This window comes from Photobacterium sanctipauli (genome assembly GCF_003026495.1).
Lineage (GTDB): Bacteria > Pseudomonadota > Gammaproteobacteria > Enterobacterales > Vibrionaceae > Photobacterium > Photobacterium sanctipauli.
Genome location: NZ_PYMA01000025.1, coordinates 1 through 25,432 on the forward strand (window position 1 = coordinate 1; position 25,432 = coordinate 25,432).

Here is a 25,432-nt window from a genome sequence, read left to right on the forward strand (position 1 = left end):
TGGGGGCTGCAATGAGAAAGCTGACTCAGATTTGCTTTGGTGTTATCAAACATCAGATCGAATACCAGCCTCAAAGCATTTAAATAGCTTAAGGCTAGACAAGATACAAAAAGATGGTATCTCCCCTTGAAAAGGGGAGGAGCAAGAGCAAGAGCAAGAGCAAGAGCAAGAGCAAGAGCAAGAGCAAGAGCAAGAGCAAATTAGCCTCGCTATTATCGATAGCAAAGCAATAAAAAAACGGAGCCAATCGGCCCCGTTTCAATTTCAGCGTTCGAAACACTCAAGCCATTAAGGCATTGCGTCGAATTCTTCGCCTTCTTTGTCTACCTGCGGTGGCATTAGGTGCTCTCGAGCGATACCCAGCTTCATTGCCAGCGCCGATGCAACATAGATAGATGAGTAGGTACCGACAGTGATACCAATCAACAATGCAGCAGCAAAGCCGTGGATCATGGTGCCGCCCTTAACGAATAGGGCGATAACCACAAACAGGGTCGTTGCCGAGGTGATCAAGGTACGGCTCAATGTCTGCGTGACCGAGCTGTTCATCACTTCAACCGCTTCGCCCTTACGCATCTTGCGGAAGTTTTCACGGATACGGTCAAATACAACGATGGTATCGTTGAGCGAGTAACCGACAACCGTCAGCAGTGCTGCGACAATGGTAAGGTCGATCTCAATCTGGGTAAACGAGAAGATACCCACAGTGATGATAACGTCGTGCGCCAGTGCCAATACCGCCCCCGCCGCCAGACGCCACTCGAATCGGATTGAGACGTAGAGCAAGATACAGATCAGTGCGACAAGGATAGCCAGGCCGCCCGCCTCCGCCAGCTCGTCACCCACGTTTGGACCAACGAACTCGATACGGCGCATTTCAACGTCTTGGCCAGTACCAGAGCGCAAAGCGTCAATGATTTGGTTGCCTAGCGTCTCGCCTTTTGCATCCTCACGTGGCTGCAAGCGAACCATTACGTCACGCGCAGTACCGAAGTTCTGCACGATAGCATCGCCAAAGCCGTTCTCTTCCAGCGCTTCACGGATCAAGCCAAGATCGGCTGGCTGGTCGAAACCAACCTCGATTAGCGTACCGCCGGTGAAGTCTAGGCCCCAGTTTAGCTTTTGTGTCGATACCGTGCCGATAGCTGCAATAATCATGACGATTGAAAGCACAAAGGCCAGTTTCGACCAACGCATAAAGTCGATCACTTTATCCGCTTTCATTATTTGAAACATGTCAGCGTCTCCTTAGATCGACAGTTTATCGACGCGCTTACCGCCGTAAACCAAGTTAACCAATGCACGTGTACCCACAATCGCGGTGAACATTGATGTCAAGATACCGATAGACAGCGTCACGGCGAAGCCTTTAATCGCGCCCGTACCCACTGCAAACAAGATAATCGCAGTGATCAGGGTCGTGATGTTGGCATCGGCAATGGTGCTGAATGCATTCGCATAGCCTTGCTGGATTGCGTGTTGAGGGCTTCGGCCTTCACGCAACTCTTCTCGGATACGCTCGAAGATAAGCACGTTGGCATCCACGGCCATACCGACGGTCAGTACGATACCGGCAATACCCGGCAAGGTCATGGTAGCCCCTGGGATCATCGACATCACACCGATAATCATCACCAGGTTCATCAACAGCGCCATATTGGCGAATAGGCCAAAGCGACGGTAGTAGACAAGGGTAAACAGCATTACCGCAACCATACCCCAGATCATCGCTTGGATACCCATGTCGATGTTCTGCTGACCCATAGATGGACCAATGGTACGTTCTTCAACAATTGAGATAGGCGCAATCAATGCACCGGCACGAAGTAGCAGCGCTAGGTTGTGCGCTTCTGACTGCGAGTCGATACCCGTAATACGGAAGTTACGACCCAATGCCGTCTGGATAGTCGCCTGGTTGATCACTTCTTCGTGCTTCTCCAGGATAACCTTGCCATTCTCGTCGCGTTCGCCGCTGTCTTTGTACTCGGTAAATAGCGTTGCCATCAGCTTGCCCACGTTGTTACGTGAGAATGCTGTCATCTTGCTACCACCTTCGCTATCTAGCGAGATGTTAACCTGAGGACGGCCGTATTCATCAGCACTTGAGCTTGCATCAGTGATGTGCGAACCACCCAGGATCACACGCTTTTTCAGTACCGCAGGACGACCGTCGCGGGTCATCTTCAGCTCACTGCCCGGTGGTACACGGCCCGATGCCGCAGCAGCCAAGTCGGCAGTGCTGTCAACTTCACGGAACTCAAGGGTTGCTGTCGCACCTAAGATCTCTTTCGCGCGTGCTGTATCTTGAACACCCGGAAGCTCAACCACGATACGGTTCGCGCCCTGGCGCTGTACCAATGGCTCTGCAACACCCAGTTCGTTAACACGGTTACGAAGGATAGTGATGTTCTGATCTACCGCGTAGTTGCGGATTTCCTGCAAACGAGCTTCAGTAAACTGTGCGGTTAGCGTGAAGTTGCTCGAGTTGTCAGTAAACAGCATATCTGGATGCAGGCGTTGTAGTTCACGCTTCGCTTCGTCCAGCTGGTCGGCATTACGAAGGCGTACTTGTACTGCTTCATCCGTTTTGCTGATTGCACGGTAACGGATTTTTGCTTCACGGAGCTCGGTACGGAATGTTTCTTCCTGCTGGCCCAGCAGTTTTTCCATCGCCGCGTCCATGTCTACTTCCATCAAGAAATGCACACCGCCACGCAAGTCGAGACCCAATTTCATTGGGGATGCGCCGATGGATTCAAGCCAGTCAGGAGTAGCTGGGGCAAGGTTTAGTGCAACGACATAATCGTCGCCAAGCTGTTCGTTAAGAATATCGCGAGCACTGATTTGGGTATCAGTGTCGTTAAAGCGGACCAATACAGTACCGTTTTCGAAAGCGACAGATTTATAGGAGATTTGATTTTGTTTTAAATCTTCGGTGACAGTATCCAGTGTAGACATATCTGCCGAGGCGCCACGCGCCCCGGAGATTTGAATTGCTGGATCTTCACCGTAAACATTGGGAAGTGCGTAAAGCAAACCGATGATCAGTGTAAACACCACCATCAGGTTCTTCCACAAGGGATAACGGTTTAACACTGCTGTGATCCTTCAGAGCAAATTTTTACAGAGACTTCATTGTGCCTTTCGGCAGTACAGCAGAAACGAAATCTTTCTTGATAGTAACTTCAGTCGTGTCGTTTAGTGCGATAACGATGTAGTCGTTCTCGTCAGACACTTTAGTGATTTTACCAAGCAGGCCACCGTTAGTTAGCACTTCGTCACCCTTGCTCATCGAAGACATTAGGTTCTTGTGCTCTTTCACGCGTTTTGCCTGTGGGCGGTAAATCATGAAGTAGAAAATTACAGCGAATAGGCCAAGCATGATGAAAAGTTGCATGCCGCCACCTTGTGGTGCGCCTTCTGCTGCTGCGTGTGCTTGAGAAATCAGACTCATTTACTAACGTCCTCGATTATTGATTGTCATTTAATGGTGGAACTTCACGGTCACGACGCGCGTAGAATTCTTCTACAAATGCATCGAAACGATCTTCTTCAATCGCACTGCGGATACTTTCCATCAAACGCTGGTAGTAACGCAAGTTGTGGATTGTGTTAAGACGTGCACCCAGAATTTCATTACATTTATCTAGGTGGTACAGATACGCCTTAGAATAGTTGCGACAAGTGTAACAGTCACAGTGCGGATCTAGCGCAGTTGTATCTGTTTTATGTTTCGCATTGCGGATCTTGATCACACCGCCGGTCACAAATAGGTGGCCATTACGGGCATTTCGGGTAGGCATTACACAATCGAACATATCGATACCGCGACGAACACCCTCAACCAAGTCTTCCGGTTTACCCACGCCCATTAGGTAGCGAGGCTTGTCTTCCGGCAGTTGCGGACAAGTATGTTCTAGTACACGGTGCATATCTTCTTTGGGCTCACCTACCGCTAGGCCGCCAACCGCGTAACCGTCGAAGCCGATCTTAGTCAGACCTTCAACCGAAACATCACGCAAGTCTTCATATACACTACCCTGCACGATACCGAACAGCGCATTTTTGTTACCAAGTTTGTCAAAGTGGTTACGGCTGCGCTGGGCCCAGCGTAGCGACATCTCCATCGACTTCTTCGCTTCTTCGTGAGTCGCTGGGTATGGCGTACACTCATCGAAGATCATTACAACGTCAGAGCCTAGGTCTTTTTGGATTTCCATCGACTTCTCTGCGTCCATGAAAATCTTGTCACCGTTCACCGGGTTACGGAAATGCACACCTTCTTCGGTGATTTTACGAATATCGCCAAGGCTGAATACTTGGAAACCACCTGAGTCAGTCAGGATAGGGCCCTGCCACTGCATGAAATCGTGCAGGTCGCCATGCATTTTCATGACTTCCTGGCCAGGGCGTAGCCAAAGGTGGAAAGTGTTACCCAGTAGGATTTGCGCGCCAGTCTCTTTAACTTCTTCCGGCGTCATCCCCTTAACCGTACCGTAAGTACCCACAGGCATGAATGCCGGTGTTTCTACCGTACCGCGTTCAAACTGCAAGCGACCACGGCGGGCACGTCCCTGAGTTTTATCTAATTCAAATTTCACAAAGCCTCCAAAAGCCAGAGAAACAATCTGACATTGCACCTCAGCTGCCAAGCAGCCGGGTATACCCACGCAAAAGGCCAGCTGCCTAATGCGCATTCACCCGATACCTTGTGCCGGTATCCGGGTTTCTCCACCACGCCATAAAAAAGCCTAGTGGAAGATTCTTCTAACGAGAAAAAATTCTCGTGAAAACAACAAAGGCCGCATTTTATCAAATGCAGCCTTAAGAGACACTGACTTAGTCAACCAAGTTCAGTTTATTTGTCTTTCTTGGTGATAAACATGGAATCGCCGTAGCTAAAGAAGCGGTATTTGTTTTCTACCGCCTGGCGATAAGCGTTCATCGTATGCTCGTAGCCCGCAAACGCGCTAACCAGCATGATTAGGGTCGACTCAGGCAGGTGGAAGTTGGTGATAAGCACGTCCACCAGCTGGAATTCATAGCCCGGGAAAATAAAGATATCGGTATCGCCGAAGAAAGGCTTAAGCTCTGTCCCCTTCTTGACTGCATCTTGCGCAGCACTTTCCAGCGAACGCACAGACGTCGTACCTACCGCAATCACGCGACCGCCATTGGCTTTCGTCTCATTGATGGTATCAACAACATCTTCCGGTACTTCAACATACTCGGCATGCATGTGGTGATCATTGATGTTATCAACACGCACAGGCTGGAAGGTGCCCGCACCAACGTGCAAAGTAACAAACGCAAAGTTTGCGCCCTTGTCCTTGATTGCGGCCAGTAACTCATCGTCAAAGTGCAGACCGGCCGTCGGCGCGGCAACCGCGCCTGGCTTGGCGTTGTAGACCGTTTGGTAACGCTCTTTATCGCTGTCTTCATCAGGACGGTCGATATAAGGAGGCAGCGGCATGTGGCCCACTTCTTCTAAGATCTCCAACACCGTTTTGTCGCTGTTGAAGCGGATTTCGAACAAGGCATCATGGCGGGCAACCATTTCAGCTTGGTAGTCATCATTGTCACCAAGGAACAACTCATTGCCCGGTTTCGGTGATTTTGACGCGCGAACATGTGCAAGGATGCTCTTGTCATCCAGCATGCGCTCCACCAAGACTTCCAATTTCCCGCCAGACGCTTTACGGCCAAACAAGCGTGCAGGGATCACTCGGGTATTGTTGAACACCAACAAGTCGCCCGGCTCTACCAGATCCAGTACATCTTTAAAGCCTTTGTGTGCCAACTCACCCGTATTACCGGTTAATTGCAGTAGGCGGCTGGCTGTGCGCTCAGGTTGCGGGTAACGAGCAATCAGCTCATCAGGAAGGTCAAAGTCAAAATCAGAAACTTGCATCATTAGGGCCCTAAATTACAGCAGGCAGCTAGTATAGGCTGCCAGACTGCAATATCAAGCAAAGATCATCCATCAACAATTGATACCGTTACTGCTCGTTAACTTGTCTGCGATATAGGGCCAACAAACACAATGATATGAAAGCGAAAACACCAATATGACCACCGCTGCTACTTGAGCCCGAGGAAACATTTGTTACCGTGATACCCTCTCCCGCCCCCGTGTAGTCAGAAGTGAACGGGTTTTTGCTAAAGGCTGACGTCGCTTGACTCAAGATACCGCTGCCAACCTGGCCTGAAATCCAACTCCGGTAATTGGCTGCTTCGGTGTACACCCCCGGCAGCCGACCGGCACAACCTTCACCAAAGCTGACCAGCCCGACCAAGCGCAGACCAAAGTCACTATCACCCGCATTTTGTGGGTTTTGCCATATTAGCGGACCACCGGAATCACCAAAGCAGCTGTCACGCGCTAAATCGGGAGATGTCGAGCCTGCACAAAGGTAAATATCGTAGTCACCGCTATTAATATTGCCGCCCCATTGGCTATCGCAAGTGGTATCCGGCACACCTGATAACAGCGTCTGGCGCAGGCGGGTCGAGCCAGATCCCGAACTGTTCGGGTCAGTACTCCCCCACCCCGATACCAATAGGTTGGCATCCCGCTCACCGTTAGGCACCCAGCCATTGGTAAACTCTTGGTCAGCGGCCTGCTGTTCACTCGCACTTGCGATCTTGATAGGCATGGCCGAGCTGGGTACTGCGGATGATAGGTTGAGGATGGCAATATCGTTGGCAAAGCGGGAGGAATTATAGGAGGGATGAACAACAAAACTGTCGACTAAAATGGCATTGGCGCTATTGGCACTGAAAATACTGGTGATCCCTGCCCATACTTCCAAGTTTTGAGGTAGTACCAATGTTGAACCGTTATATAAGCAATGCGCCGCTGTTAGCACCACTGTCGGGCTGATCACCACCCCGCCACAAATATAGGTGCTGCTCCCTCCACCGCTATCAGGAAAGGTCATATTTAAATATGCCTGCCAAGGTAGTTCATTCGCTTCAGACTGAATACCGCCGATGACCCTAGGGCTAGGAACAGGGATTTCCTCGCTTGCCTGAACCGGTAAGAACATGGATAAAGACAGCAAAATAAACAACAGCTTAACCATCAAGTCATTCCCTTTTAGCATGTTATTTATTGAGTATATGACACATTCTTATTTTTAACGCTTGAGAAACATGTGAGACGACGCAATATAACGTTTAAATAACCCTGCATTTATTTGATGCGCGTCATAGGTTGGGCGAAAAGGATTCGATACAGTCAAATAAGAACAGAAAAAACTGAAACAAACATAGCCAGAGTACTAAACCCCATAAGGACAACTAACCGTACAAACGGAGGCTTTTATGTTTACTGTTGCTGATATGATGACTCCTCATCCCCACTCCCTATCCGCCTCCCATACACTGGCAGATGCCAAGCGGCTGATGGAGAAGCATCACATTCACCATATCCCAGTCACCAATGACGACAACCACCTTATCGGCCTTGTAAGCCAGCGAGATATCTTATCGGCGCAAGAGTCGAGCCTTGAGCAGTTCTCGAAAAACCAATTTATCTCTGCCCTTGATATCCCGCTAGAGCAAGCAATGCACCGCAACCTGATGAGCGTGGATCCTCACGCCGGCTTGAAAGAGGCCGCGGTTTACATGCAGAAGCACCAAATTGGCTGTTTGCCGATTATTGACCACAATAAATTAGTTGGCATTATTACCGACACCGACTTTGTCGCGATCGCGATTAATTTATTGGAACTACAAGAAGAGGTTGAGCCCGTTGAAGAAGAAGCAGATACGCTCTACTGATTACGCTACCGACCAATCCAAACCGCCAGAAAGCGAACGCCCTGCATGAACTTTCTGGCCCACCTCCACCTTGCCGAGCAATGCAACAGCCACCTCGCTGGCAACCTTTTGGCTGATTTTGTTAGGGGCGACCCTTATCAGCAATACCCCAAACACGTTGCCGACGGTATTAAGCTCCACCGTTTTGTTGATAGCTATATTGATAGCTTGCCCGAGGTACGCGAATGCCGCCAATTATTCGTCCCAGAAACCCGGCGGGTAAGCGGGATTGCCCTCGATATTACCTGGGATCACTTTCTAGCCCGCCATTGGGCCCAATACCATCCCAGCCCCTTGCACCAGTTTGTCGCCAATGCACGGCAAGAGGTCGAGCAATACAATGACAACCTGCCCGAGAGCTACCAACTCACCATGGCCAGAATGTGGCAGCAACAATGGCTACTGCAATACCAACATCCTGAGACCATCACCCAGGCACTCACCCGGATGGCCCAGCGCCGGCCAAGGCTTGCCAAACTCGCCCATTGCCCAGCGGATATCACCCGCTGCTACCGAGAGCTAGAGCAATACTTCTCTATTATCTACCCGCAAGTCGAACAAGCTGCCCGGCAATTCAGTAGTGAGCAATAACAGCAACATCGTTGGCCAGATTGTCCGTAGCTCAAACCTGCAACAACTCAAACCTGCAACAAAAAAAGGAGCGCCGAGGGCGCTCCAAGATTATCAACGATTCAGATGGTTATTATTGGAATTCAGTGTAACTAGATCAGAACTGGTCTTCTTCTGTCGAACCGGTCAACGCCGTTACCGACGAGTTCCCGCCCTGAATAGTGTTGGTCATCTTATCGAAGTAGCCCGTGCCCACTTCCTGCTGGTGAGCAACGAAGGTATAGCCCTTATCTGCAGCTTCAAACTCAGGACGCTGTACCTTCTCAACATAGTGGCGCATACCCTCACCCTGTGCATAGGCGTGGGCAAGCTCAAACATGTTGAACCACATGTTGTGAATACCGGCTAGGGTGATGAACTGGTACTTGTAACCCATGTTCGACAGCTCCTGCTGGAATTTGGCAATGGTGTCGGCGTCGAGGTTCTTCTCCCAGTTGAACGATGGCGAGCAGTTATAAGCCAGTAGCTGATCCGGGTACTGAGCATGGATAGCTTCAGCAAACTTGCGTGCTTCTTCCAAGCAAGGGGTTGCCGTTTCACACCAGATAAGGTCGGCATACGGCGCGTAGGCCAAACCACGAGCAATCGCTTGGTCGATACCGGCACGAACACGGTAGAAGCCTTCGCCTGTACGCTCGCCAACGATAAAGTCCTTATCGTATGGGTCGCAATCAGAGGTCAACAGATCGGCGGCATTGGCGTCGGTACGCGCAATCACCAACGTCGTTGTACCGGCAACATCGGCAGCCAAGCGAGCCGCAACTAGCTTCTGCACAGCTTCTTGGGTAGGCACCAATACCTTGCCGCCCATATGGCCACACTTCTTCACCGAAGCCAGCTGGTCTTCGAAGTGTACCCCTGCTGCACCAGCATCAATCATGTTACGCATCAACTCATAAGCGTTAAGCACACCACCAAAGCCCGCTTCGGCATCGGCAACAATAGGTAGGAAGTAATCCACACCGTCTTCTGGCGTACCACCATTCGACCATTGGATCTGGTCTGCGCGGCGGAAGGCATTATTAATGCGAGTAACCACGGCTGGTACCGAATCTACCGGATACAGAGACTGATCAGGGTACATGGTCGACGCCGTGTTGTTATCGGCAGCAACCTGCCAGCCCGATAGGTAAACGGCCTCGATGCCGGCTTTGGCTTGCTGCACAGCCTGGCCACCCGTTAAGGCACCAAGACAATTGACATAGCCCTTCTTGGCACCGCCGTTGACTAGATCCCACAACTTATCAGCACCGCGCTGGGCAATCGTATTGGCAGGGGCAAACGAACCGCGTAGGTTAATGACTTCTTCAGCAGTGTAAGTACGTTTTACATGCTTCCAACGCGGGTTTTCCGCCCAATCCTTTTCCAAAGCTTCAATTTGTTGCTGGCGAGTCAATGTCATAATGATGTCCCTCGTTTCATTTTGCGATAGTCCGCATCACAGAGTCGTTATTGGTAAGGCTTTTGTCGGGAGGCCAACACCTCCCTGCTGTTTTTCGAATTTTTATGTTGTTACTGCAAATACTCGTACCCTGGTAGGGTCAAGAAATTCACCAGCTCGTCACTGGTGGTCAGCTGCGACATCATTACCGCAGCTTCGTCGAAGCGCCCGCTGCTATAGCGCTCGCTTCCTAGTTCTTGCTTCAGCACGCCCATTTCTTCTTGCAGCATCTGCTCGAACAGTGCCTTGGTGACCACTTCACCGTTGCTGAGCGCCTTGCCGTGCTTGATCCACTGCCAGATAGAAGCACGGGAGATCTCGGCCGTTGCCGCATCTTCCATCAAACCGTAAATCGGTACGCAACCATTGCCAGAGATCCAGGCTTCAATGTATTGCACCGCAACACGGATGTTATGGCGCATCCCCTCTTCGGTTCGCTCACCCTCGCATGGCTCAAGTAAGTGCTCGGCCGTGATTGGTGCATCTTCACTACGGCTGATATCAAGCTGGTTCGAACGCGTGCCTAATGCTTCATCAAAGACAGCCCGTGCCGTGCCGGCAAGGCCTGGGTGGGCAACCCATGTGCCATCATGGCCATTGTTTGCTTCCAAGGATTTATCGGTTTGGATTTTATTGAGCACCCAAGCGTTTTGTTCCGGATCCTTGGAAGGGATAAACGCTGCCATCCCGCCCATCGCAAAGGCGCCTCGGCGATGGCACGTTCTCACCAATAGCCGAGAGTAGGCATTGAGAAACGGCTTCTCCATGGTGACAACCTGCCGGTCGGGCAAAATACGGTCAGGGTGGTTTCGCAACGTTTTAATGTAGCTAAAGATGTAATCCCAACGACCGCAGTTCAAACCAACGATATGCTCCTTAAGGCTGTACAGGATTTCGTCCATCTCAAATACCGCTGGCAATGTTTCAATCAACACAGTTGCCTTTATAGTCCCGCGCGGCAGGCCGAATTCATCCTCGGTATAACTAAATACGTCACTCCACCAAGCCGCCTCTTGATGCGCTTGCAGCTTGGGCAAATAGAAATAAGGACCGCTGCCTTTTTCCAGTAGCTGCTTGTAGTTATGGTAAAAGTACAGGGCAAAATCAAATAAACATCCTGGGATGGGCTCCCCCTGCCAAAGCAAATGCTTTTCAGGCAAATGCAAACCACGAACACGGCAAATCAGCACCGCAGGATCGTCGTCTAATTGGTAGTGCTTGCCTGATTGCGGTTGGGTATATGAAATCGTTCCATTTACCGCATCTCGCAAATTTCGCTGCCCCGCCAACACTTCGTCCCATGCAGGGGCGAAGGAGTCTTCGAAGTCAGCCATAAACACTTTCACATCGGCATTAAGTGCATTGATCACCATTTTGCGATCCACCGGGCCTGTAATTTCAACCCGGCGATCCTGAAGATCCTCGGGAATATTTTGGATCGTCCAACTCCCCTCTCGAATCGCGGCCGTTTCCGGCAAAAAGTCCGGCAACGAGCCCGCATCAATAGCCAGCTGACGATGCTCTCGGCTTGCAAGCAATTCAGGTACGCGGGATGCAAACCGCTGGACCAACCGTTCTACGAAGCCCAGCGCCTCATCGCTTAGGATGTCTGCCTGCTCATCTGTCAGTACAGTTTGCAGCGATAGCTTGACTTCATGATTGGGTAGAGTATGTCTGTCCATTGTTACGCTCCCTTACACCTGTAACTTAATCACTATTTTTATCAGTAATGGTTGCTTACTTATCGTCACCAACCAATGCCTTAACGCCTTATTTACGTTGCCGCAACATATTGACAATTGCAAGCCTAAGCATTTGAAGCAACAACAACCACCAGACATCAAGACCAATAAATTCAACAACTTAAAAAATATAGAGCAATAACTCAAAACACTGAATTGAAACAAATTTCAGGGAATTACTCGGTTTTACAAGTCAGGACTTCTTTTGGGTGAAAGTGTAAGCACTTACGGAATTTAATTACAGAAATAAGGCATTCAAACAAATGTTCGAAATTGCGTTTCAAACAAAAACAAAAATCACGCAACTTTTAGATGAATGAAAAATAGCCAATTTTTATGACTTATAGGCCATTATTCATACGCATAATAGTGCTTTGCTGAGGTGACCCACTTCATTTATTTGTGAAGCGAAACATAATAAACCTACAAAACGGGCAAATACCGCCAGAGTATTCACTGTGTATAAATAATGATTCAGTAAGGAAAGACAGGATAATGTGCTGAAAGATAGCAAAAATCTCCAGCACATCAATTATTAGGGAAGGGTTAAACCTATAAAAGCTCTTTCACAACTTCAGCAAGGCGCTGGAAGGTACGTGTTCGACTCGAGGTTGGGCGCCAGACAAGGCCGATCTCACGGTAAGCTTCTTGCCCCGGCGGATCGATAACGACAAGGTTTTGGTTATGAAGTAAGCCGTGATCAATTGCCATTTGGGGAATGAATGTGGTTCCCAAACCATTCGCCACCATTTGCACCAAGGTATGTAGGCTGGTAGCGGTAAACGGGTTGATCTTCTCTTTAGTCGTTAGCTTACAAGCAGATACTGCATGGTCGGTTAAGCAGTGCTCTTTCTCGAGCAAGAAAACAGATTCGTCGGGTAAATCAGCGTAACGAAGTGGAACACTCACCTGTTCGGCTTGGTTTTGGCTGATCACCATCTTGAACGGATCACGCCCCACCACTTGGCTGAACATACCGTTGATTTCGACCGGTAAGGCCAGTATCAGTACATCCATCTCGCCATTGCGCAGCGCTGCCAGTAAATTGGTGGTGGTATCTTCGCGCAGCAATAAGTTCAGGTTGGGGTGAAGCCGATTCACCTCTTGCACCAAGTCGCAAAGCAAGAAAGGTGCGATGGTTGGGATACAACCTACCCTTAGTTGCCCTTCCATACCGTCACCGGTGCAGTTGGATAACTCCATGAGGTCTTGGCTACGGGCCAATAGCTCTCGGCTTCGGGCAACAACATCCTCACCGGTCGAGGTAAAGACCAAGGACTTGTTATCGCGCTCGATCAACTGGCAACCGATCAACTCTTCTAGGTTTTGTACCCCAGAACTCAGGGTAGACTGGCTGACAAAACACTTTTTTGCCGCCTCGCCGAAATGGCGTGTTTCAAACAAAGTCACTAGATAATGAAGTTGTTTAAGAGAAGGAAACTTGTTCATCGTAATTTTCGATTACATCAATCTATTTATTCCGCTTTTTTGAATTTACCAGTTTCGCTATAGTTTGTCTCGTCCAAACAAAGAGCCGACCGGAAAGGTAGGCGACAAACCGAATATTTAGGAGCACCAAAATGGTACTAGTAGGTCGTCAAGCACCAGATTTTACTGCTGCAGCTGTTCTAGGTAACGGCGAAATCGTTGATAACTTCAACTTTGCAGAATTCACTAAAGGTAAAAAAGCGGTAGTTTTCTTCTACCCACTAGACTTCACTTTCGTATGTCCTTCTGAGCTAATCGCTTTCGACAAGCGTTTCGAAGACTTCCAAGCGAAAGGCGTTGAAGTAATTGGTGTTTCTATCGATTCTCAGTTCTCTCACAACGCATGGCGTAACACTGCTGTTGAGAACGGCGGTATCGGCCAGGTTAAGTACCCACTAATTGCTGACGTTAAGCACGAAATCTGTAAAGCTTACGACGTTGAGCACCCAGAAGCAGGCGTTGCTTTCCGTGGTTCTTTCCTAATCGACGAAGACGGTCTAGTACGTCACCAAGTAGTTAACGACCTACCACTAGGCCGTAACATCGACGAAATGCTACGTATGGTTGACGCACTTAACTTCCACCAGAAGAACGGTGAAGTTTGCCCAGCACAGTGGGAAGAAGGTAAAGCAGGTATGGACGCATCTCCAAAAGGTGTTGCAGACTACCTATCTGAGCACACTGCTGACCTAGCTAAGTAATTAGCAAACCAACACCACGCTCAACGGTGTTAGGCTAGAAAATAAACGCTAAAGCGTAAAGCCAATTGTCAGCCAAAGGCAAAATAATGAGGCCCGGACACACCGGGCCCTTTTTCTATCTGGCGTTTGCCACTATCACAGCTTCTACTTCTCGCTTCTCGCTTCTCGCTTCTCGCAAATTATTGATCCCATTAATCGTCGCGTCAGGCAATATCATCTACACTACTTCGAAATTATGCTCACCTAGAGATCAATGATGAACGTTGAACATATCGAAGTCTGTATTGATAACATCGAATCCTTACACCTAGCCCAACAAGGCGGCGCCACCCGCATTGAGCTTTGCTCCTCATTGGCCCTTGGCGGTCTCACCCCAAACGTCGGCTTGATGCAACTAGCGGCCAAGTATGCGTCTATTCCGGTCTACGCGATGATCCGCCCACGCCAAGGCGATTTCTTATTTGAACAGCAAGACGTTGAAATCATGCTGGCCGATATCCACGCCGCAAAACAAGCCCAGCTTCAGGGGGTGGTGGTTGGTGTACTCAGCCAAGATGGGCATGTCGATAAAGATATCCTCAAGGCACTGTGCCTAGAAGCCAAAGGGATGGGTATCACCTTCCACCGTGCGATTGACCAATGTGTTGACCCAATGGCGGCCCTCGACACGGTAATGGAAATGGGGTGTGAGCGGGTGCTGACATCCGGCTTAAAAGCCAATGCGTTTGATGGTATCGCCATGCTAAAAAACATGGTCACGCACTGTGGCGACCGCCTAAGTATCATGGCGGGCGCTGGAGTCACCGCCGACAACGTTGCCGAGATAGTTAGAAAAACCAGTGTGCGTGAAGTCCACCTGTCAGGTAAAAGCACCCGAGCCAGCAAGATGACGGCTTTTGCCGCTGATGCCCATATGGGCAATGCCGACATCGACGACTTTGCCATCCCGGTGACGGCCAGCGATAAAATTGCGGCTGTGCGTAACGCGCTAAGCTAAAAGGCTTTCCTTCAAGGTTTAGCGGGAAGGCTGCCTTCGCGCTAAACCTTAACCTACCTCACCCTCTGCACACTCGAATTCGTAAAACCCATCATTAAGCATTACTCTTTTGTTACTTACATATAACAAGGCAGAGGCTGGCATGGGTGACAAGTCCGCGACAAAAAAACTCAGCAAAAAGGACTACGAAGCAGAATTGGTCCGGCTCCAGATTGAGTTGGTAAAGCTACAAGAGTGGATCAAGCAAGAAGGCCTCAAGGTGGTAGTCATTTTTGAAGGCCGGGATGCTGCCGGTAAGGGTGGGGTTATCAAGCGGATCACCGAAAAGCTCAACCCACGAATTTGCCGCATCGTCGCCCTGCCCCAACCCACAGAAAAAGAGAAAACCCAATGGTATTTCCAGCGCTATGTCGCCTACTTGCCTGCCGCTGGGGAAATGGTGCTCTTCGACCGCAGCTGGTACAACCGAGCAGGGGTTGAGAAGGTGATGGGCTTTTGCACCGATGACGAATACGAGGAGTTTCTACGCTCATGCCCCGAGTTTGAACGCATGCTGCTACGCTCCGGGATCATCCTGCTGAAGTATTGGTTCTCTGTTTCCGATGAAGAGCAAGAAAAACGCTTTCTCGAGCGTATCAATACCCCAATCAAGCGCTGGAAGTTCAGTCCGATGGACTTGGAATCCCGCAACCGCTGGGCCGCCTACTCAGCCGCCAAAGATCGGATGTTTGCCTATACCGACACCAAACAGTGCCCGTGGTGGGTGGTGGACGCCGACAATAAGAAGAAAGCCAGAATCAACTGTATTTCCCACCTGCTTGGGCAAATCCCTTACCAGGAAATCCAGTATCCCGACATCGATTTGCCTGACGTCAACAAGGAAGGGTATATCCGCTCGCCGCTTGAAAGCCAGACTTTCGTCCCTAACCGCTTCAATGGGGACTAGCAGGCGAGATCATTATTCAGCTTGGTATAAGGTTGGGTTGTTACATTAATACGCACTAAGTTAACCAACGGGTAACATGGAAAATTATGGCGAAAGACTTGTATACCAACCTTGACCTAAACCTGCTGCGCACCTTTGTGATCCTATCGCAAGAGCTAAATATGCGAAGGGCCGCCGAGCGACTCTTCGTCAGCCAACCGGCTATTAGCCAAGCACTGCAAAAACTGCGCAATCATTTTAATGACGATCTGTTTGTCAAAACCCGCCACGGCCTCAAACCCACAGCACTAGGCATTGAGCTCACTGAAAATATCAGCCCATTGCTCGATAAGCTGTCCCACACCTTAAATGCGGGCAATACCTTTAATCCCGCTGAGCTTGAAGGTACGATTAAACTTGCCCTCACCCCCAATATCCTGACCTACATTTCAACACCGCTTTATCTCAAAATCCGCCAAGCCGCGCCCAATGTCAATCTGCATTTGCATAACTGGTCGCCAACATCATTGGACGATATAAATAATGGCGAGATAAGTTTGGGGGTGAACTTTGAAATTCACCATGCCCCAAAAACACTTATCCAGAAAAAAATGTGTGATGATATTTTTACTATTCATGTAAGAAAAGATCACCCTATTAAAAAAGAATCGATTACCCCCAAAGATCTTGATGGCTTAGAAGCAGCCAGCATTATTATTTCAGATTGGAATTCCAATATCCCAATTGCTGAAAAAGTCATGCGCTCACATGGCTTTAAGATCCGGACCGGTTTTCGTTCAGAGCTACCAATGGCAGTGTTGGATGTGATTAAGCATACCGATATGATTTATCCGTCATCTTTATTCATGCCGAAAGAAGAAAAAGAGCAACTACGAAGTTTAAAACTCAAGATAAACAACCAAGATTTAAAAATCCCAATCATGGCTTATTACCACCAACGTAATCGCCGCAGCCCGCTTACATTGTGGCTAGTGAGTTTGATAGAAGGATTACTCAAAGAGCATAGTAACAGCTAAACCCACAAACCAACTCGCCCCCTCTGATTTAACAGGCATAAACCGCTTGTCACTTTTCGCATTACATATCATAAGCAACACTTATCACCCAGTTAATCGAGAATGATTAATTAACCCTACTTATCGGCAGAATAATGACTGGTGATTAGATGGCAATTATCTGGTTGTTTATTATTCACTCCGTCAGCAGGGAATAGCTGAAAACACAGGCAACTGTCATTAAGCACTGATGCTTAAAAGTAACGCTCATTATTAAATGAAAACCTTTAAACCCACTTTATATATTCATTAATGAGCTTGGTAATAAATTAATTATTTAGAGTATCCAATGAAAAAGTCTATTATCGCAGTATCTTTAGTATCATTATTTTCAGTTCCAGTATTTGCAAATGAAATTGGTAACCCGATTGAGAAGGAGCCAAACCCAAGCTACCCAATTCAAGATGACAACGGCAATATTTCTGGCGGTTCTGACAGAATTCATGACGGCCGTTTTTTTGGTGCAACCGAGATTAAATCGGATGGAAAAGTCGATGGTTCTATAGTTATTACAGATAATGGTCATATTGTAATTAAAGGGGCTGATGATAGCGTCAAGGGGCGTGGTAAAATTGACGAAAATGGAAATATCACTGACCAACGAGGTAAAACAATAGGTAAAGTTGAAGAAAAAGATGGTAACTACACCCTAACTCATGAATATACGGGTAAATCAGTAAACGTCAGCACTGATGGTAATGGTCGCTGGGAAGTCGTATCGCCTGGACACCCAATCGAGAAGCCGGGTATCGACAATCCAATCGAGAGACCAGAAGTCGATCACCCAATCGAACGCCCGCCAGTTCGAAATCCTATTGATGGTGAGCGTGCCCTTGAGATCCAGCAAAAAGTTAATGAAGCACGTGACACAGTTGCTGATGCTAACGACGACATCTACGCACGCATTGGCTCTAACACTTCGCGTATGGATTCACTCGAATCAGAATTCAAGGACTTTGCCGCGCAAACCAACCAACGTTTTGATGAGCTCGACGAGCAAATGGACGGTGTCCGTGCCAGCCTGCACGCCGTCACTAACGCCCGCCCGTTTGTGACCAATGGTGAATTTGCTGTCGGTGCCGGTGTTGGCTTTGCCGGCTCTAAAGAAGCTTTGGCCCTGGGTGGTGCATATGGCATCAACGAGCAATTGAGTGTTTCAGGTACCTTCCACTACGAAACCAGCGGCAAGTACTCTTCTTCTGAAGTCGCCGGTGGTGTCGGTGTGCAGTACAACTTCAAGTAATCCCCAGATTGATAAAGCCCTCTAACGAGGGCTTTTATAATAACTCTCACTCTCCAGCAATATTTACTGCTGTATTAGGCCATTTGGTACTCGCGCCCCTGTCTCTCTTCTTCAGGGGTCTTTTTGCTTTTGGGGCCAAGAATAAGCTGCAACCAATAAACACCATGAATAACGCTAATAAAACTTAGTAATTAGCGTATAACAACAGCAGTATTTAGTATTGACCTCGCCTAGCAGGGATAGCACGGCATAACACAATGACACTATCTTTGCAGCGAGTTCAAAATGAAAAAACCCATCCTTGCTCTATCACTTATTTCTCTATTTTCATCACCGACTTCTGCCAACAAGCAAGGCTTCTACGTCGGGGCCGATCTCGGCGCTAACTTTGTCGGCTCCATGTACCTCGATAGCCATATCGGCCTAGTGGCTGGCTACGATATCCCAGTCTCCCCCAAGGTAGTGATCGGTATCGAGGGTGAATACCGCAATATGGGCAGCGACAGTGCGTTTGATAACAGCATTGGAACTGACATCGGTGCCAACGTCAGTGCCTCTTCGTACGGCGTCAATATCAAGCCCAAGTATTACTTCAACGATAAAATCTACGGTGCCGTCGTCGTTGGCTTACACCGTATCACCTATGAAGAAAAACTAGCCATCGGCAACGACAGCTATGGCGGAAAAGACACAGCCAATGGCGTGGCTTTTGGAATTGAAGGCGGCTTTGATCTTAACCGCAATATCAACTTCCGAGCCGGCATCAGGGGCGCAGTCGCCGATGTACTTGGCTTCGATACCGAATTTGGTACCTTCTACGCCGGCGTGAACTACAAGTTCAATTAATCCCTCAAGCAGTAAATTCACTGCTGAAAACACAATAATACACCGTGCAATAAACAACGCTAATGAGCGAAATCAACCAAACTAATTAGATAATGCACAGTGTTCATTTTAATATTCACCGCATCAGCAAGCAGCGACATCTGTGGCTAAATATCAATAATTAAATAAGTTGGATTAATCATGAAAAAGACAATTTTTGCACTAACTATCGCTTCAATTTTAGCCGCTCCAGCAATGGCAAAAGACGGGTTTTACATCGGTGCCGATATTGCCTCTAATAGCCTAGATGGTGATTCCTTTGACACCGGTTTTGGCCTTGTCGCAGGCTATGACTTCCAAGTTGCACCACAAATTGTGATTGGTGTTGAGGGTGAATACCGTAGCTTTGGTAAAGACAAGACATCAATCCCTGGCTTATTCGAAGATGAACTAAAAGCCTACTCGTTCGGTATCAATGTAAAACCTAAGTACTACTTCAACGAAAACTTTTATGCCGGTGTTCAACTGGGCCTGCATAGCGTTAAAGAAGAAGAGAAAGGCAAACTTTGGGATGGTGAGACGTACAAATTTTCCGACAGCGACACCGGCCTTTCCTACGGCCTAGAAGCTGGCTACGACTTTAACCGCAATGTCGCTATCAAGGGTGGCTACAAGGCTATCTCAGTGAAGCCGTTAGTCGCTGATTCTGACTACGGTACTTTCTATATCGGGGCTAACTACAAGTTCTAATTAGCCCAAACCGCCCCAAGGTTTGAATCCGCCTTGGGGCCTATTTTTCCCAAGTTACTTCAGGATCTTCTCCAGCTCTTCCTGGCTCGTGTGGCGAATATCCTTGCCCTTCACAAAGTAAATAATGTATTCACAGATGTTCTGGCAGCGGTCTCCCACCCGCTCGATAGAGCGTGCCGACCACATCACTTGCAATACATTCGGGATAGAGCGCGGGTCTTCCATCATATAAGTCATCAGTTGACGGATAATCGCCTCATATTCGCGATCAATTCGATCATCTTCCTGGTAAACCTGCACCGCAGCTTTCACATCCATGCGGGCAAACGCATCCAATACATCATGCAGCATGCGCACCGCACTTTGGCCCAGTGCTTCCAGTGAAACCAATAGGTTGTATTGTTTATTGGTGAAGTTTTCCAACGCGACCTTGGCAATGCTCTCGGCCACATCCCCGATACGCTCTAAGTCAGTAATGGTTTTGATGATCGCAATCACCAAACGCAAGTCACTGGCGGTAGGCTGGCGCTTGGCAATAATACGGGTACAGGCTTCGTCGATGGCCACTTCCATCGCATTCACCTTGTGATCATCTTTGATCACCCGACGAGCCAGCTCGGCATCTTGCTTATGCATTGCTTTCAGGGCATCGGCAAGCTGCTGCTCCACCAAACCGCCCATAGCCAATACATGGGTACGAATGCTCTCTAGTTCGGCATTGAACTGGCCTGAGATGTGTCGGCCAAGGCTTAAATTATCTAGCATGATTAAACTCCTTAACCGTATCGACCAGTAATGTAATCTTCGGTTCGCTTTTCTTTCGGGGTGGTGAAAATGTCATTGGTGCTGGTGTACTCCACCAGCTCGCCCATGTGCATAAAGGCGGTATTGTCAGAGACTCGCGCCGCCTGCTGCATGTTGTGGGTAACGATAATCACCGTATATTTGGTTTTCAGATCGTTAATCAACTCTTCAATGGTCAAGGTCGATATCGGATCCAAGGCCGAGGTCGGCTCATCGAGCAGCAGCACCTCCGGCTCGATGGCAATGGCACGGGCAATCACCAAGCGTTGCTGCTGGCCACCAGACAAACCGAAGGCATTCTCGTGCAAGCGATCCTTCACTTCATCCCATAACGCCGCACCACGCAGTGAGTTCTCTACCGCATCATCGAGCACGCGGCGATCTTTGATCCCCTGCAAGCGCAGCCCGTAAATCACATTTTCATAGATGGACTTAGGAAACGGGTTCGGCCGTTGGAACACCATCCCGACACGGCGGCGAAGCGAGGCGACGTCCACCTTGCTGTCATAGATGTTCTGGCCATGAAGGATAATTTTACCATCGACGCGGCACCCTTCGACCAACTCGTTCATCCGGTTAATACAGCGTAGCAAAGTTGACTTACCACAACCTGACGGGCCGATAAAAGAGGTCACTTGCCCCTTGGCAATGCGCATATTGATGTTGAACAGTGCTTGGTGCTGACCATAATGGAGATCAAGCCCGTCGATGGTTAACGCGGTTTTTTCTTCAGGCAACGCAGACAAATCAACAGGCTCAAACAAGCCGATAGGGGAATTGATTGAAAACATATTTCTCTCGCTATTGCTCCAAAGAACGGAATTTTTCACGCAAGTGATTGCGGATCCCAATAGCCGTTAAGTTAAGTCCGACAATCACGGTTACCAGCAAAAATGACGTCGCATAAACCAGCGGGCGGGCAGCCTCGACATTCGGGCTCTGAAAACCAACATCATATATATGATAACCAAGATGCATGAATTTACGATCTAAATGCAGGTATGGGAAGTGGCCGTCTATCGGCAGTGATGGTGCCATTTTAACCACCCCCACCAGCATTAACGGTGCCACTTCGCCCGCCGCCCTTGCGACCGCCAAAATCAAGCCCGTCATAATAGCAGGGCTGGCCATTGGCAATACGATACGCCACAGGGTTTCCGCTTGCGTGGCTCCCAGGGCCAACGAGCCATGGCGAACCGAATTCGGAATACGCGCCAAGCCTTCCTCGGTCGAGACAATCACCACAGGCAAGGTCAAAATAGCCAGGGTAAGTGCCGACCACATGATCCCCGGGGTACCAAACGTCGGTGCCGGTAGCTGATCGGAGAAAAAGATATCATCAATGGTGCCGCCGACCATATAGACGAAAAAGCCCAAGCCGAAAACCCCGTATACAATCGACGGCACACCGGCGAGGTTGATCACCGCCACCCGAATGAGCTTGGTGAAGGTATTCTTGCCCGCATACTCATGAAGGTAAATGGCGGCCATCACCCCAAGCGGCGTCACAATAATACTCATCAACAGCACCATCAACACGGTGCCGAAGATGGCAGGAAAAACCCCGCCTTCGGTATTCGCCTCACGCGGTTCATCGACAATGAACTTACCCACTTGCTTGAGCCAGTGGACAAACTTGCCACCCGTGGTGAGTTCATTTGGGTACCACAAATCCAGTACCTGCCCCATGGATATGTCCACTTCCAAGCCAGACATCTCGCGCATGGTCAAGATATCTCGATCAAGCTGCTGGTGCAGGGCCTGAAGCTGTTCGGTCACCGACTGGAATTGCGCTTCGAGCTCGGCTTTTCGCTGATGGTTCTGTGGCTCATCAGGGCGGCGCAGCTGGTCACGGCGAAGCTGTTCAAACTGGCGGTTTATCTCCGCCAGCTCAGTGGTTTCCAGTAACTTGATCTGCTCACGGATTTCAGTCGCTTGCAACAAGCTATCCGGCAATGCCTCTAGCGGGATCGCCATTCCATCGTCTGTCAGGCTGACCGGAAAACCATAGAAGCGGCCATTTTTCAGCCTATCCATAACCATGACATTCTGCGCCAAAGACTGGCTCTTAATGTATGGCTCCAGGAAGGTAATAAAGTCACTGCCCGGCAATTCACGGTTGCCTGTTTTCACCATGTAGCGCAACACTTTGTCGCCTGTGAAATGCCGGGTATCAATCCCCGCTTCGGCGAGCTGTTCAACCGGCACCGATTTGCGATCATAGATCTCGCCGATGACCATGGTGGTTTCGCCACCTTGCTCAATTTCAAACTGGTACACAGGCGCAGGCCAGAAGTAGCTAAGCCCCTTCCAGCCAATCAATAACAGTAATCCCAATACGGCAACCAAGCTGAGGCTGACAGCCCCGCCGGTTAACCAAATCCAAGGGGAACCAGAACGAAACCAGTTACCCATGATCCACACTAATCATGTCTTAAAAAGCTCTTAATCTGCTGATACAACCCGGTTATAGCGAGCTGTATTTCTCCCGCAGACGCTGGCGAACTAGCTCTGCGATAGTATTAAAGAAGAAAGTAAATACGAACAATACAAATGCCGCGAGGAACATGACCCGGTAGTGCGAGCTATTCACTTCACTTTCCGGCATTTCGATGGCTATCGTTGCCGACAGGGTACGCATCCCTTCGAGGATATTCCAATCCATGATCGGGGTATTCCCCGTTGCCATCAATACAATCATGGTTTCACCGACAGCCCGTCCCAGCCCCATCATGATGGCCGAGAAAATACCCGGGCTTGCCGTTAGCAACACAACCTTGGTCAGCGTTTGCCAGTGGGTCGCCCCCAAGGCCAGCGAGCCGCTAGTCAAATGGCCCGGCACTGAAAAAATGGCATCTTCGGCAATCGAAAAGATGGTGGGTATCACGGCAAAGCCCATGGCAATACCCACCACGAGGGTATTGCGCTGATCATAGCCAATCCCCCACTCATTGGTGAGGTAAACCCGGATATCACCGTCAAAGAACCAGTTCTCCATGACTGGGCTGGCCGAAAAGCACAAGTAGCCAATCAATACAATCACCGGCATCAACAACAGAATATGGAAGCCATTCGGGATCCGCGAGCGCCAGCGTCCCGGCAGCAATGACCAACCCACGCCCGCTAGCATCATGCTCAGCGGCACCGCCACTATCAATAGCATGATCCCTGCCAAGTACTCTTCGACAATCGGCGCCAACCAAATACCTGCCAAAAAGCCCAAAATCACTGTTGGCAATGCTTCCATCAATTCAACCGTTGGCTTTACAATCCGGCGCATTTTCGACGACATGAAGTAAGCGGTATAGATAGCCCCCGCCAATGCCATCGGAATCGCAAACAGCAAGGCGTACAAAGCAGCCTTGAAGGTACCGAACACAATAGGTACCAGGCTTAGCTTCGGCTCGAATTCATCACTGGCCGACGTTGACTGCCAAACGTAATCAGGCTCGGGGTACCCCTCGTACCATATCTTCTGCCACAGCGAAGCAATCCCGATTTCCGGGTGCTTATTAACGACATGGAACAATTGCCACTGGTTACCGTTTGCCGCCAACAAATGATCGGCACGCGGTGAAATCACCAATTGCTCTGGCAGCTCCCCAGCAAACAACGGCTTGTGGTAAATGGCCCCTTTCACCGTGGTATAAAATGCCGATAAGTCACCATTTTGCTGCAGGGCAAAAAAGCCTTTTCGGGTATGCTCGGGCACCACAGCCTGAATAGGCATTTGTGCCAGTTTGAAATCACGAGTGCGGGTCAGCACTCGCTTTTCATCTTTTAGAATTTCAAACCACTGCGCGAGGGTATCGTCGCTATAACTAATCAATAGCGAGTACGCCCCGGAAAGCGGCACCAATTGATCGGGCATGGCTTCGCCACTGGCAACCTCGACGATATCCCGGACAGCCCCGCTATCTTGGCCCAGCGCCACTACGTAGACCAAGCGCCCAGCCAGCACATAGGCCGTGCGGGTATCTGGGGTGATCACCATAGAGCGAATATTGCTCGGCAGGCCCGCGACTTCATAACCACTGGATTGCCACTGCCGCTCAAGATCAAATGAGCTGCCATGCTGGTAAAACTGGCGAACCACCACGCGATTATCCGCCGTCACCCCAATCATGGCTGCTTTATCGTTGGTGACCGACACCGCGAGTTGGCTAACGGCCAAGCCTTCAGGGTCTAGCTGGAGCGGTGCTTCACCAAACGGATAGGCAATAAGCGAAGAGCTTGCTGTGGCGTTTGCTGCAAGACTCGCGACTTGGCGGGCTGCATCGGGCTTCACCACTTGCACCTTACCGTCATGCCCACCAACCGCAAACACCCCTTGCGCGGGATGGGTGGCCGCAATCGCTGTGGTTTTCTCCAACAAAGCCTGCTGCTCAAGGATGCTAGGGGCTGTGGAAGCCGCGTTTTGGGTCAGTGAGGCTTCATCGATTGCCATCACGCTTAGCACACCTTGATCCGACAGGCGGTAAATTGCGTCGTTGTGATCACTGAGCGCGTATGCTGTGGTTTGGTCGGTGAATGAGGTGGTGAAGGTATGCTGCTGGGTCACTTTTACATTCGAAAAGATCGGCAAAATGACATAAAGCAGGTAGAAAAAGATTAAGACGAGTGTAATAAGGACAAAAATACCACCCGCGGTGACACCATAACAGGCTAATTTATCTTTTACCTTGCGGCCAGGATTTTCCCCCATTAAAAAAGCACCGGCCTTTGCCATTATTACCTCAATAAATTTACACGTTTACTAATGATATTGTCTTTATGTGACAATTATATGACAACGCCATTCGAACAGCTATTCTGTAAATCAGTAAACGGCCAACATTAAAGTGTAATAAATCCCTAATACTAAATATAACTGTCATAAAGTCAGTGTATTTTCTCTGCCGTGGTAGGCATATCGCATTCACGTCTCGGAATATCTGCTTGAAGCTAGACAGGAATTGCACATGGTCACATAATAAACTTGCTGAA

Annotated in this window: 21 protein-coding genes and 1 pseudogene; 9 read left to right on the plus strand and 13 right to left on the minus strand. The window is 49.3% G+C overall.

From position 1 onward, the window contains the following. Positions 1 to 288: 288 nt before the first annotated feature. The 6 genes from secF to C9I98_RS24525 form a co-directional block, all read right to left on the minus strand. On the minus strand, positions 289 to 1,236 hold the full coding sequence (gene secF / locus C9I98_RS24500; RefSeq protein ID WP_036817275.1) for a protein translocase subunit SecF: 948 nt from the start codon (positions 1,234 to 1,236) through the stop codon (positions 289 to 291). A 12-nt stretch (positions 1,237 to 1,248) separates the two neighbouring features. Next, a complete protein-coding gene (gene secD / locus C9I98_RS24505) occupies positions 1,249 to 3,096 on the minus strand; it encodes a protein translocase subunit SecD (RefSeq protein ID WP_036817272.1) in 1,848 nt (615 codons plus the stop codon). Between the two features lie 25 nt (positions 3,097 to 3,121). Beyond that, positions 3,122 to 3,454 (minus strand): preprotein translocase subunit YajC, encoded by a 333-nt coding sequence (yajC, locus tag C9I98_RS24510; RefSeq protein ID WP_036817269.1) that lies wholly within the window; start codon positions 3,452 to 3,454, stop codon positions 3,122 to 3,124. A gap of 16 nt (positions 3,455 to 3,470) precedes the next feature. Next, positions 3,471 to 4,601, minus strand: a complete 1,131-nt coding sequence (tgt, locus tag C9I98_RS24515) for a tRNA guanosine(34) transglycosylase Tgt (protein ID WP_036817277.1) — start codon at positions 4,599 to 4,601, stop codon at positions 3,471 to 3,473. A 257-nt stretch (positions 4,602 to 4,858) separates the two neighbouring features. Next, a complete protein-coding gene (queA, locus tag C9I98_RS24520) occupies positions 4,859 to 5,911 on the minus strand; it encodes a tRNA preQ1(34) S-adenosylmethionine ribosyltransferase-isomerase QueA (protein WP_036817267.1) in 1,053 nt (350 codons plus the stop codon). An 88-nt stretch (positions 5,912 to 5,999) separates the two neighbouring features. Further along, positions 6,000 to 7,085, minus strand: a complete 1,086-nt coding sequence (locus C9I98_RS24525) for a S1 family peptidase (protein WP_107272596.1) — start codon at positions 7,083 to 7,085, stop codon at positions 6,000 to 6,002. Positions 7,086 to 7,326: 241 nt separating this feature from the next. Between C9I98_RS24525 and C9I98_RS24530 the strand changes: the two genes are divergently transcribed. Together C9I98_RS24530 and C9I98_RS24535 are read left to right on the plus strand one after the other, a co-directional pair. After that, positions 7,327 to 7,785, plus strand: a complete 459-nt coding sequence (locus C9I98_RS24530; RefSeq protein ID WP_036827568.1) for a CBS domain-containing protein — start codon at positions 7,327 to 7,329, stop codon at positions 7,783 to 7,785. A gap of 45 nt (positions 7,786 to 7,830) precedes the next feature. After that, positions 7,831 to 8,415, plus strand: a complete 585-nt coding sequence (locus tag C9I98_RS24535; RefSeq protein ID WP_107272597.1) for an acyl carrier protein phosphodiesterase — start codon at positions 7,831 to 7,833, stop codon at positions 8,413 to 8,415. 136 nt (positions 8,416 to 8,551) lie between these two features. On the opposite strand, the gene aceA is transcribed toward C9I98_RS24535, so the two are convergent. From aceA to C9I98_RS24550, 3 genes are all read right to left on the minus strand, one after another. After that, positions 8,552 to 9,856, minus strand: a complete 1,305-nt coding sequence (aceA, locus tag C9I98_RS24540) for an isocitrate lyase (protein ID WP_036817755.1) — start codon at positions 9,854 to 9,856, stop codon at positions 8,552 to 8,554. A gap of 110 nt (positions 9,857 to 9,966) precedes the next feature. Continuing rightward, a complete protein-coding gene (gene aceB, locus C9I98_RS24545) occupies positions 9,967 to 11,577 on the minus strand; it encodes a malate synthase A (protein ID WP_036817753.1) in 1,611 nt (536 codons plus the stop codon). Positions 11,578 to 12,189: 612 nt separating this feature from the next. Further along, positions 12,190 to 13,086, minus strand: a complete 897-nt coding sequence (locus C9I98_RS24550) for a hydrogen peroxide-inducible genes activator (RefSeq protein WP_036817751.1) — start codon at positions 13,084 to 13,086, stop codon at positions 12,190 to 12,192. Between the two features lie 131 nt (positions 13,087 to 13,217). Here C9I98_RS24550 and C9I98_RS24555 point away from each other — a divergent pair, with 131 nt between their 5' ends. The 7 genes and pseudogenes from C9I98_RS24555 to C9I98_RS24585 all read left to right on the plus strand — a co-directional run bounded on the left by C9I98_RS24555 (position 13,218) and on the right by C9I98_RS24585 (position 19,642). Further along, complete coding sequence (locus tag C9I98_RS24555; RefSeq protein ID WP_036817749.1) at positions 13,218 to 13,826, plus strand: peroxiredoxin C; 609 nt, start codon at positions 13,218 to 13,220, stop codon at positions 13,824 to 13,826. A gap of 256 nt (positions 13,827 to 14,082) precedes the next feature. Then, positions 14,083 to 14,823: a copper homeostasis protein CutC gene (locus C9I98_RS24560; RefSeq protein WP_036817747.1), complete on the plus strand. Its 741-nt coding sequence runs from the start codon at positions 14,083 to 14,085 to the stop codon at positions 14,821 to 14,823. 142 nt (positions 14,824 to 14,965) lie between these two features. Next, the gene (gene ppk2, locus C9I98_RS24565; protein WP_036817745.1) at positions 14,966 to 15,769 is read left to right on the plus strand and encodes a polyphosphate kinase 2; all 804 of its coding nucleotides are present in this window, start codon (positions 14,966 to 14,968) and stop codon (positions 15,767 to 15,769) included. 86 nt (positions 15,770 to 15,855) lie between these two features. Continuing rightward, positions 15,856 to 16,785 carry a LysR family transcriptional regulator gene (locus tag C9I98_RS24570; RefSeq protein ID WP_107272598.1) on the plus strand — a complete coding sequence of 310 codons (930 nt, stop codon included), beginning with the start codon at positions 15,856 to 15,858 and terminating at the stop codon, positions 16,783 to 16,785. Between the two features lie 1,030 nt (positions 16,786 to 17,815). Beyond that, positions 17,816 to 18,067 (plus strand): annotated as a pseudogene (locus tag C9I98_RS27175) (YadA-like family protein); the annotation flags it as partial. Positions 18,068 to 18,352: 285 nt separating this feature from the next. Further along, positions 18,353 to 18,913 (plus strand): outer membrane beta-barrel protein, encoded by a 561-nt coding sequence (locus C9I98_RS24580; RefSeq protein WP_036828683.1) that lies wholly within the window; start codon positions 18,353 to 18,355, stop codon positions 18,911 to 18,913. Between the two features lie 180 nt (positions 18,914 to 19,093). Further along, complete coding sequence (locus tag C9I98_RS24585) at positions 19,094 to 19,642, plus strand: porin family protein (protein WP_107272599.1); 549 nt, start codon at positions 19,094 to 19,096, stop codon at positions 19,640 to 19,642. A gap of 54 nt (positions 19,643 to 19,696) precedes the next feature. On the opposite strand, the gene phoU is transcribed toward C9I98_RS24585, so the two are convergent. Genes phoU through C9I98_RS24605 form a run of 4 tightly spaced genes read right to left on the minus strand, consistent with a single transcriptional unit; the run spans position 19,697 to position 25,175 of the window. Continuing rightward, positions 19,697 to 20,407, minus strand: a complete 711-nt coding sequence (gene phoU / locus C9I98_RS24590) for a phosphate signaling complex protein PhoU (RefSeq protein ID WP_107272600.1) — start codon at positions 20,405 to 20,407, stop codon at positions 19,697 to 19,699. Between the two features lie 11 nt (positions 20,408 to 20,418). Beyond that, positions 20,419 to 21,237 (minus strand): phosphate ABC transporter ATP-binding protein PstB, encoded by an 819-nt coding sequence (pstB, locus tag C9I98_RS24595; RefSeq protein WP_036825549.1) that lies wholly within the window; start codon positions 21,235 to 21,237, stop codon positions 20,419 to 20,421. A gap of 10 nt (positions 21,238 to 21,247) precedes the next feature. Next, positions 21,248 to 22,861, minus strand: coding sequence for a phosphate ABC transporter permease PstA (gene pstA / locus C9I98_RS24600; RefSeq protein WP_036825552.1), 1,614 nt, complete (start codon positions 22,859 to 22,861; stop codon positions 21,248 to 21,250). Positions 22,862 to 22,913: 52 nt separating this feature from the next. Continuing rightward, entirely contained in the window at positions 22,914 to 25,175 is a 2,262-nt protein-coding gene (locus C9I98_RS24605) for an ABC transporter permease subunit (protein ID WP_107272601.1), read from the minus strand. Positions 25,176 to 25,432: the final 257 nt, after the last annotated feature.

What these genes read in the sequence shown, in the direction of transcription:
- C9I98_RS24560 (WP_036817747.1), top strand. Translation starts at nt 14,083, where the DNA reads ATGAACGTTGAACATATCGAAGTCTGTATTGATAACATCGAATCCTTA.
- phoU (WP_107272600.1), bottom strand. Translation starts at nt 20,407, where the DNA reads ATGCTAGATAATTTAAGCCTTGGCCGACACATCTCAGGCCAGTTCAAT.
- C9I98_RS24580 (WP_036828683.1), top strand. Translation starts at nt 18,353, where the DNA reads ATGAAAAAACCCATCCTTGCTCTATCACTTATTTCTCTATTTTCATCA.
- queA (WP_036817267.1), bottom strand. Translation starts at nt 5,911, where the DNA reads ATGCAAGTTTCTGATTTTGACTTTGACCTTCCTGATGAGCTGATTGCT.
- pstA (WP_036825552.1), bottom strand. Translation starts at nt 22,861, where the DNA reads ATGGGTAACTGGTTTCGTTCTGGTTCCCCTTGGATTTGGTTAACCGGC.
- C9I98_RS24555 (WP_036817749.1), top strand. Translation starts at nt 13,218, where the DNA reads ATGGTACTAGTAGGTCGTCAAGCACCAGATTTTACTGCTGCAGCTGTT.
- yajC (WP_036817269.1), bottom strand. Translation starts at nt 3,454, where the DNA reads ATGAGTCTGATTTCTCAAGCACACGCAGCAGCAGAAGGCGCACCACAA.
- C9I98_RS24525 (WP_107272596.1), bottom strand. Translation starts at nt 7,085, where the DNA reads ATGGTTAAGCTGTTGTTTATTTTGCTGTCTTTATCCATGTTCTTACCG.
- secF (WP_036817275.1), bottom strand. Translation starts at nt 1,236, where the DNA reads ATGTTTCAAATAATGAAAGCGGATAAAGTGATCGACTTTATGCGTTGG.
- C9I98_RS24530 (WP_036827568.1), top strand. Translation starts at nt 7,327, where the DNA reads ATGTTTACTGTTGCTGATATGATGACTCCTCATCCCCACTCCCTATCC.
- C9I98_RS24585 (WP_107272599.1), top strand. Translation starts at nt 19,094, where the DNA reads ATGAAAAAGACAATTTTTGCACTAACTATCGCTTCAATTTTAGCCGCT.
- C9I98_RS24605 (WP_107272601.1), bottom strand. Translation starts at nt 25,175, where the DNA reads ATGGCAAAGGCCGGTGCTTTTTTAATGGGGGAAAATCCTGGCCGCAAG.
- C9I98_RS24550 (WP_036817751.1), bottom strand. Translation starts at nt 13,086, where the DNA reads ATGAACAAGTTTCCTTCTCTTAAACAACTTCATTATCTAGTGACTTTG.
- C9I98_RS24570 (WP_107272598.1), top strand. Translation starts at nt 15,856, where the DNA reads ATGGCGAAAGACTTGTATACCAACCTTGACCTAAACCTGCTGCGCACC.
- aceB (WP_036817753.1), bottom strand. Translation starts at nt 11,577, where the DNA reads ATGGACAGACATACTCTACCCAATCATGAAGTCAAGCTATCGCTGCAA.
- pstB (WP_036825549.1), bottom strand. Translation starts at nt 21,237, where the DNA reads ATGTTTTCAATCAATTCCCCTATCGGCTTGTTTGAGCCTGTTGATTTG.
- aceA (WP_036817755.1), bottom strand. Translation starts at nt 9,856, where the DNA reads ATGACATTGACTCGCCAGCAACAAATTGAAGCTTTGGAAAAGGATTGG.
- C9I98_RS24535 (WP_107272597.1), top strand. Translation starts at nt 7,831, where the DNA reads ATGAACTTTCTGGCCCACCTCCACCTTGCCGAGCAATGCAACAGCCAC.
- ppk2 (WP_036817745.1), top strand. Translation starts at nt 14,966, where the DNA reads ATGGGTGACAAGTCCGCGACAAAAAAACTCAGCAAAAAGGACTACGAA.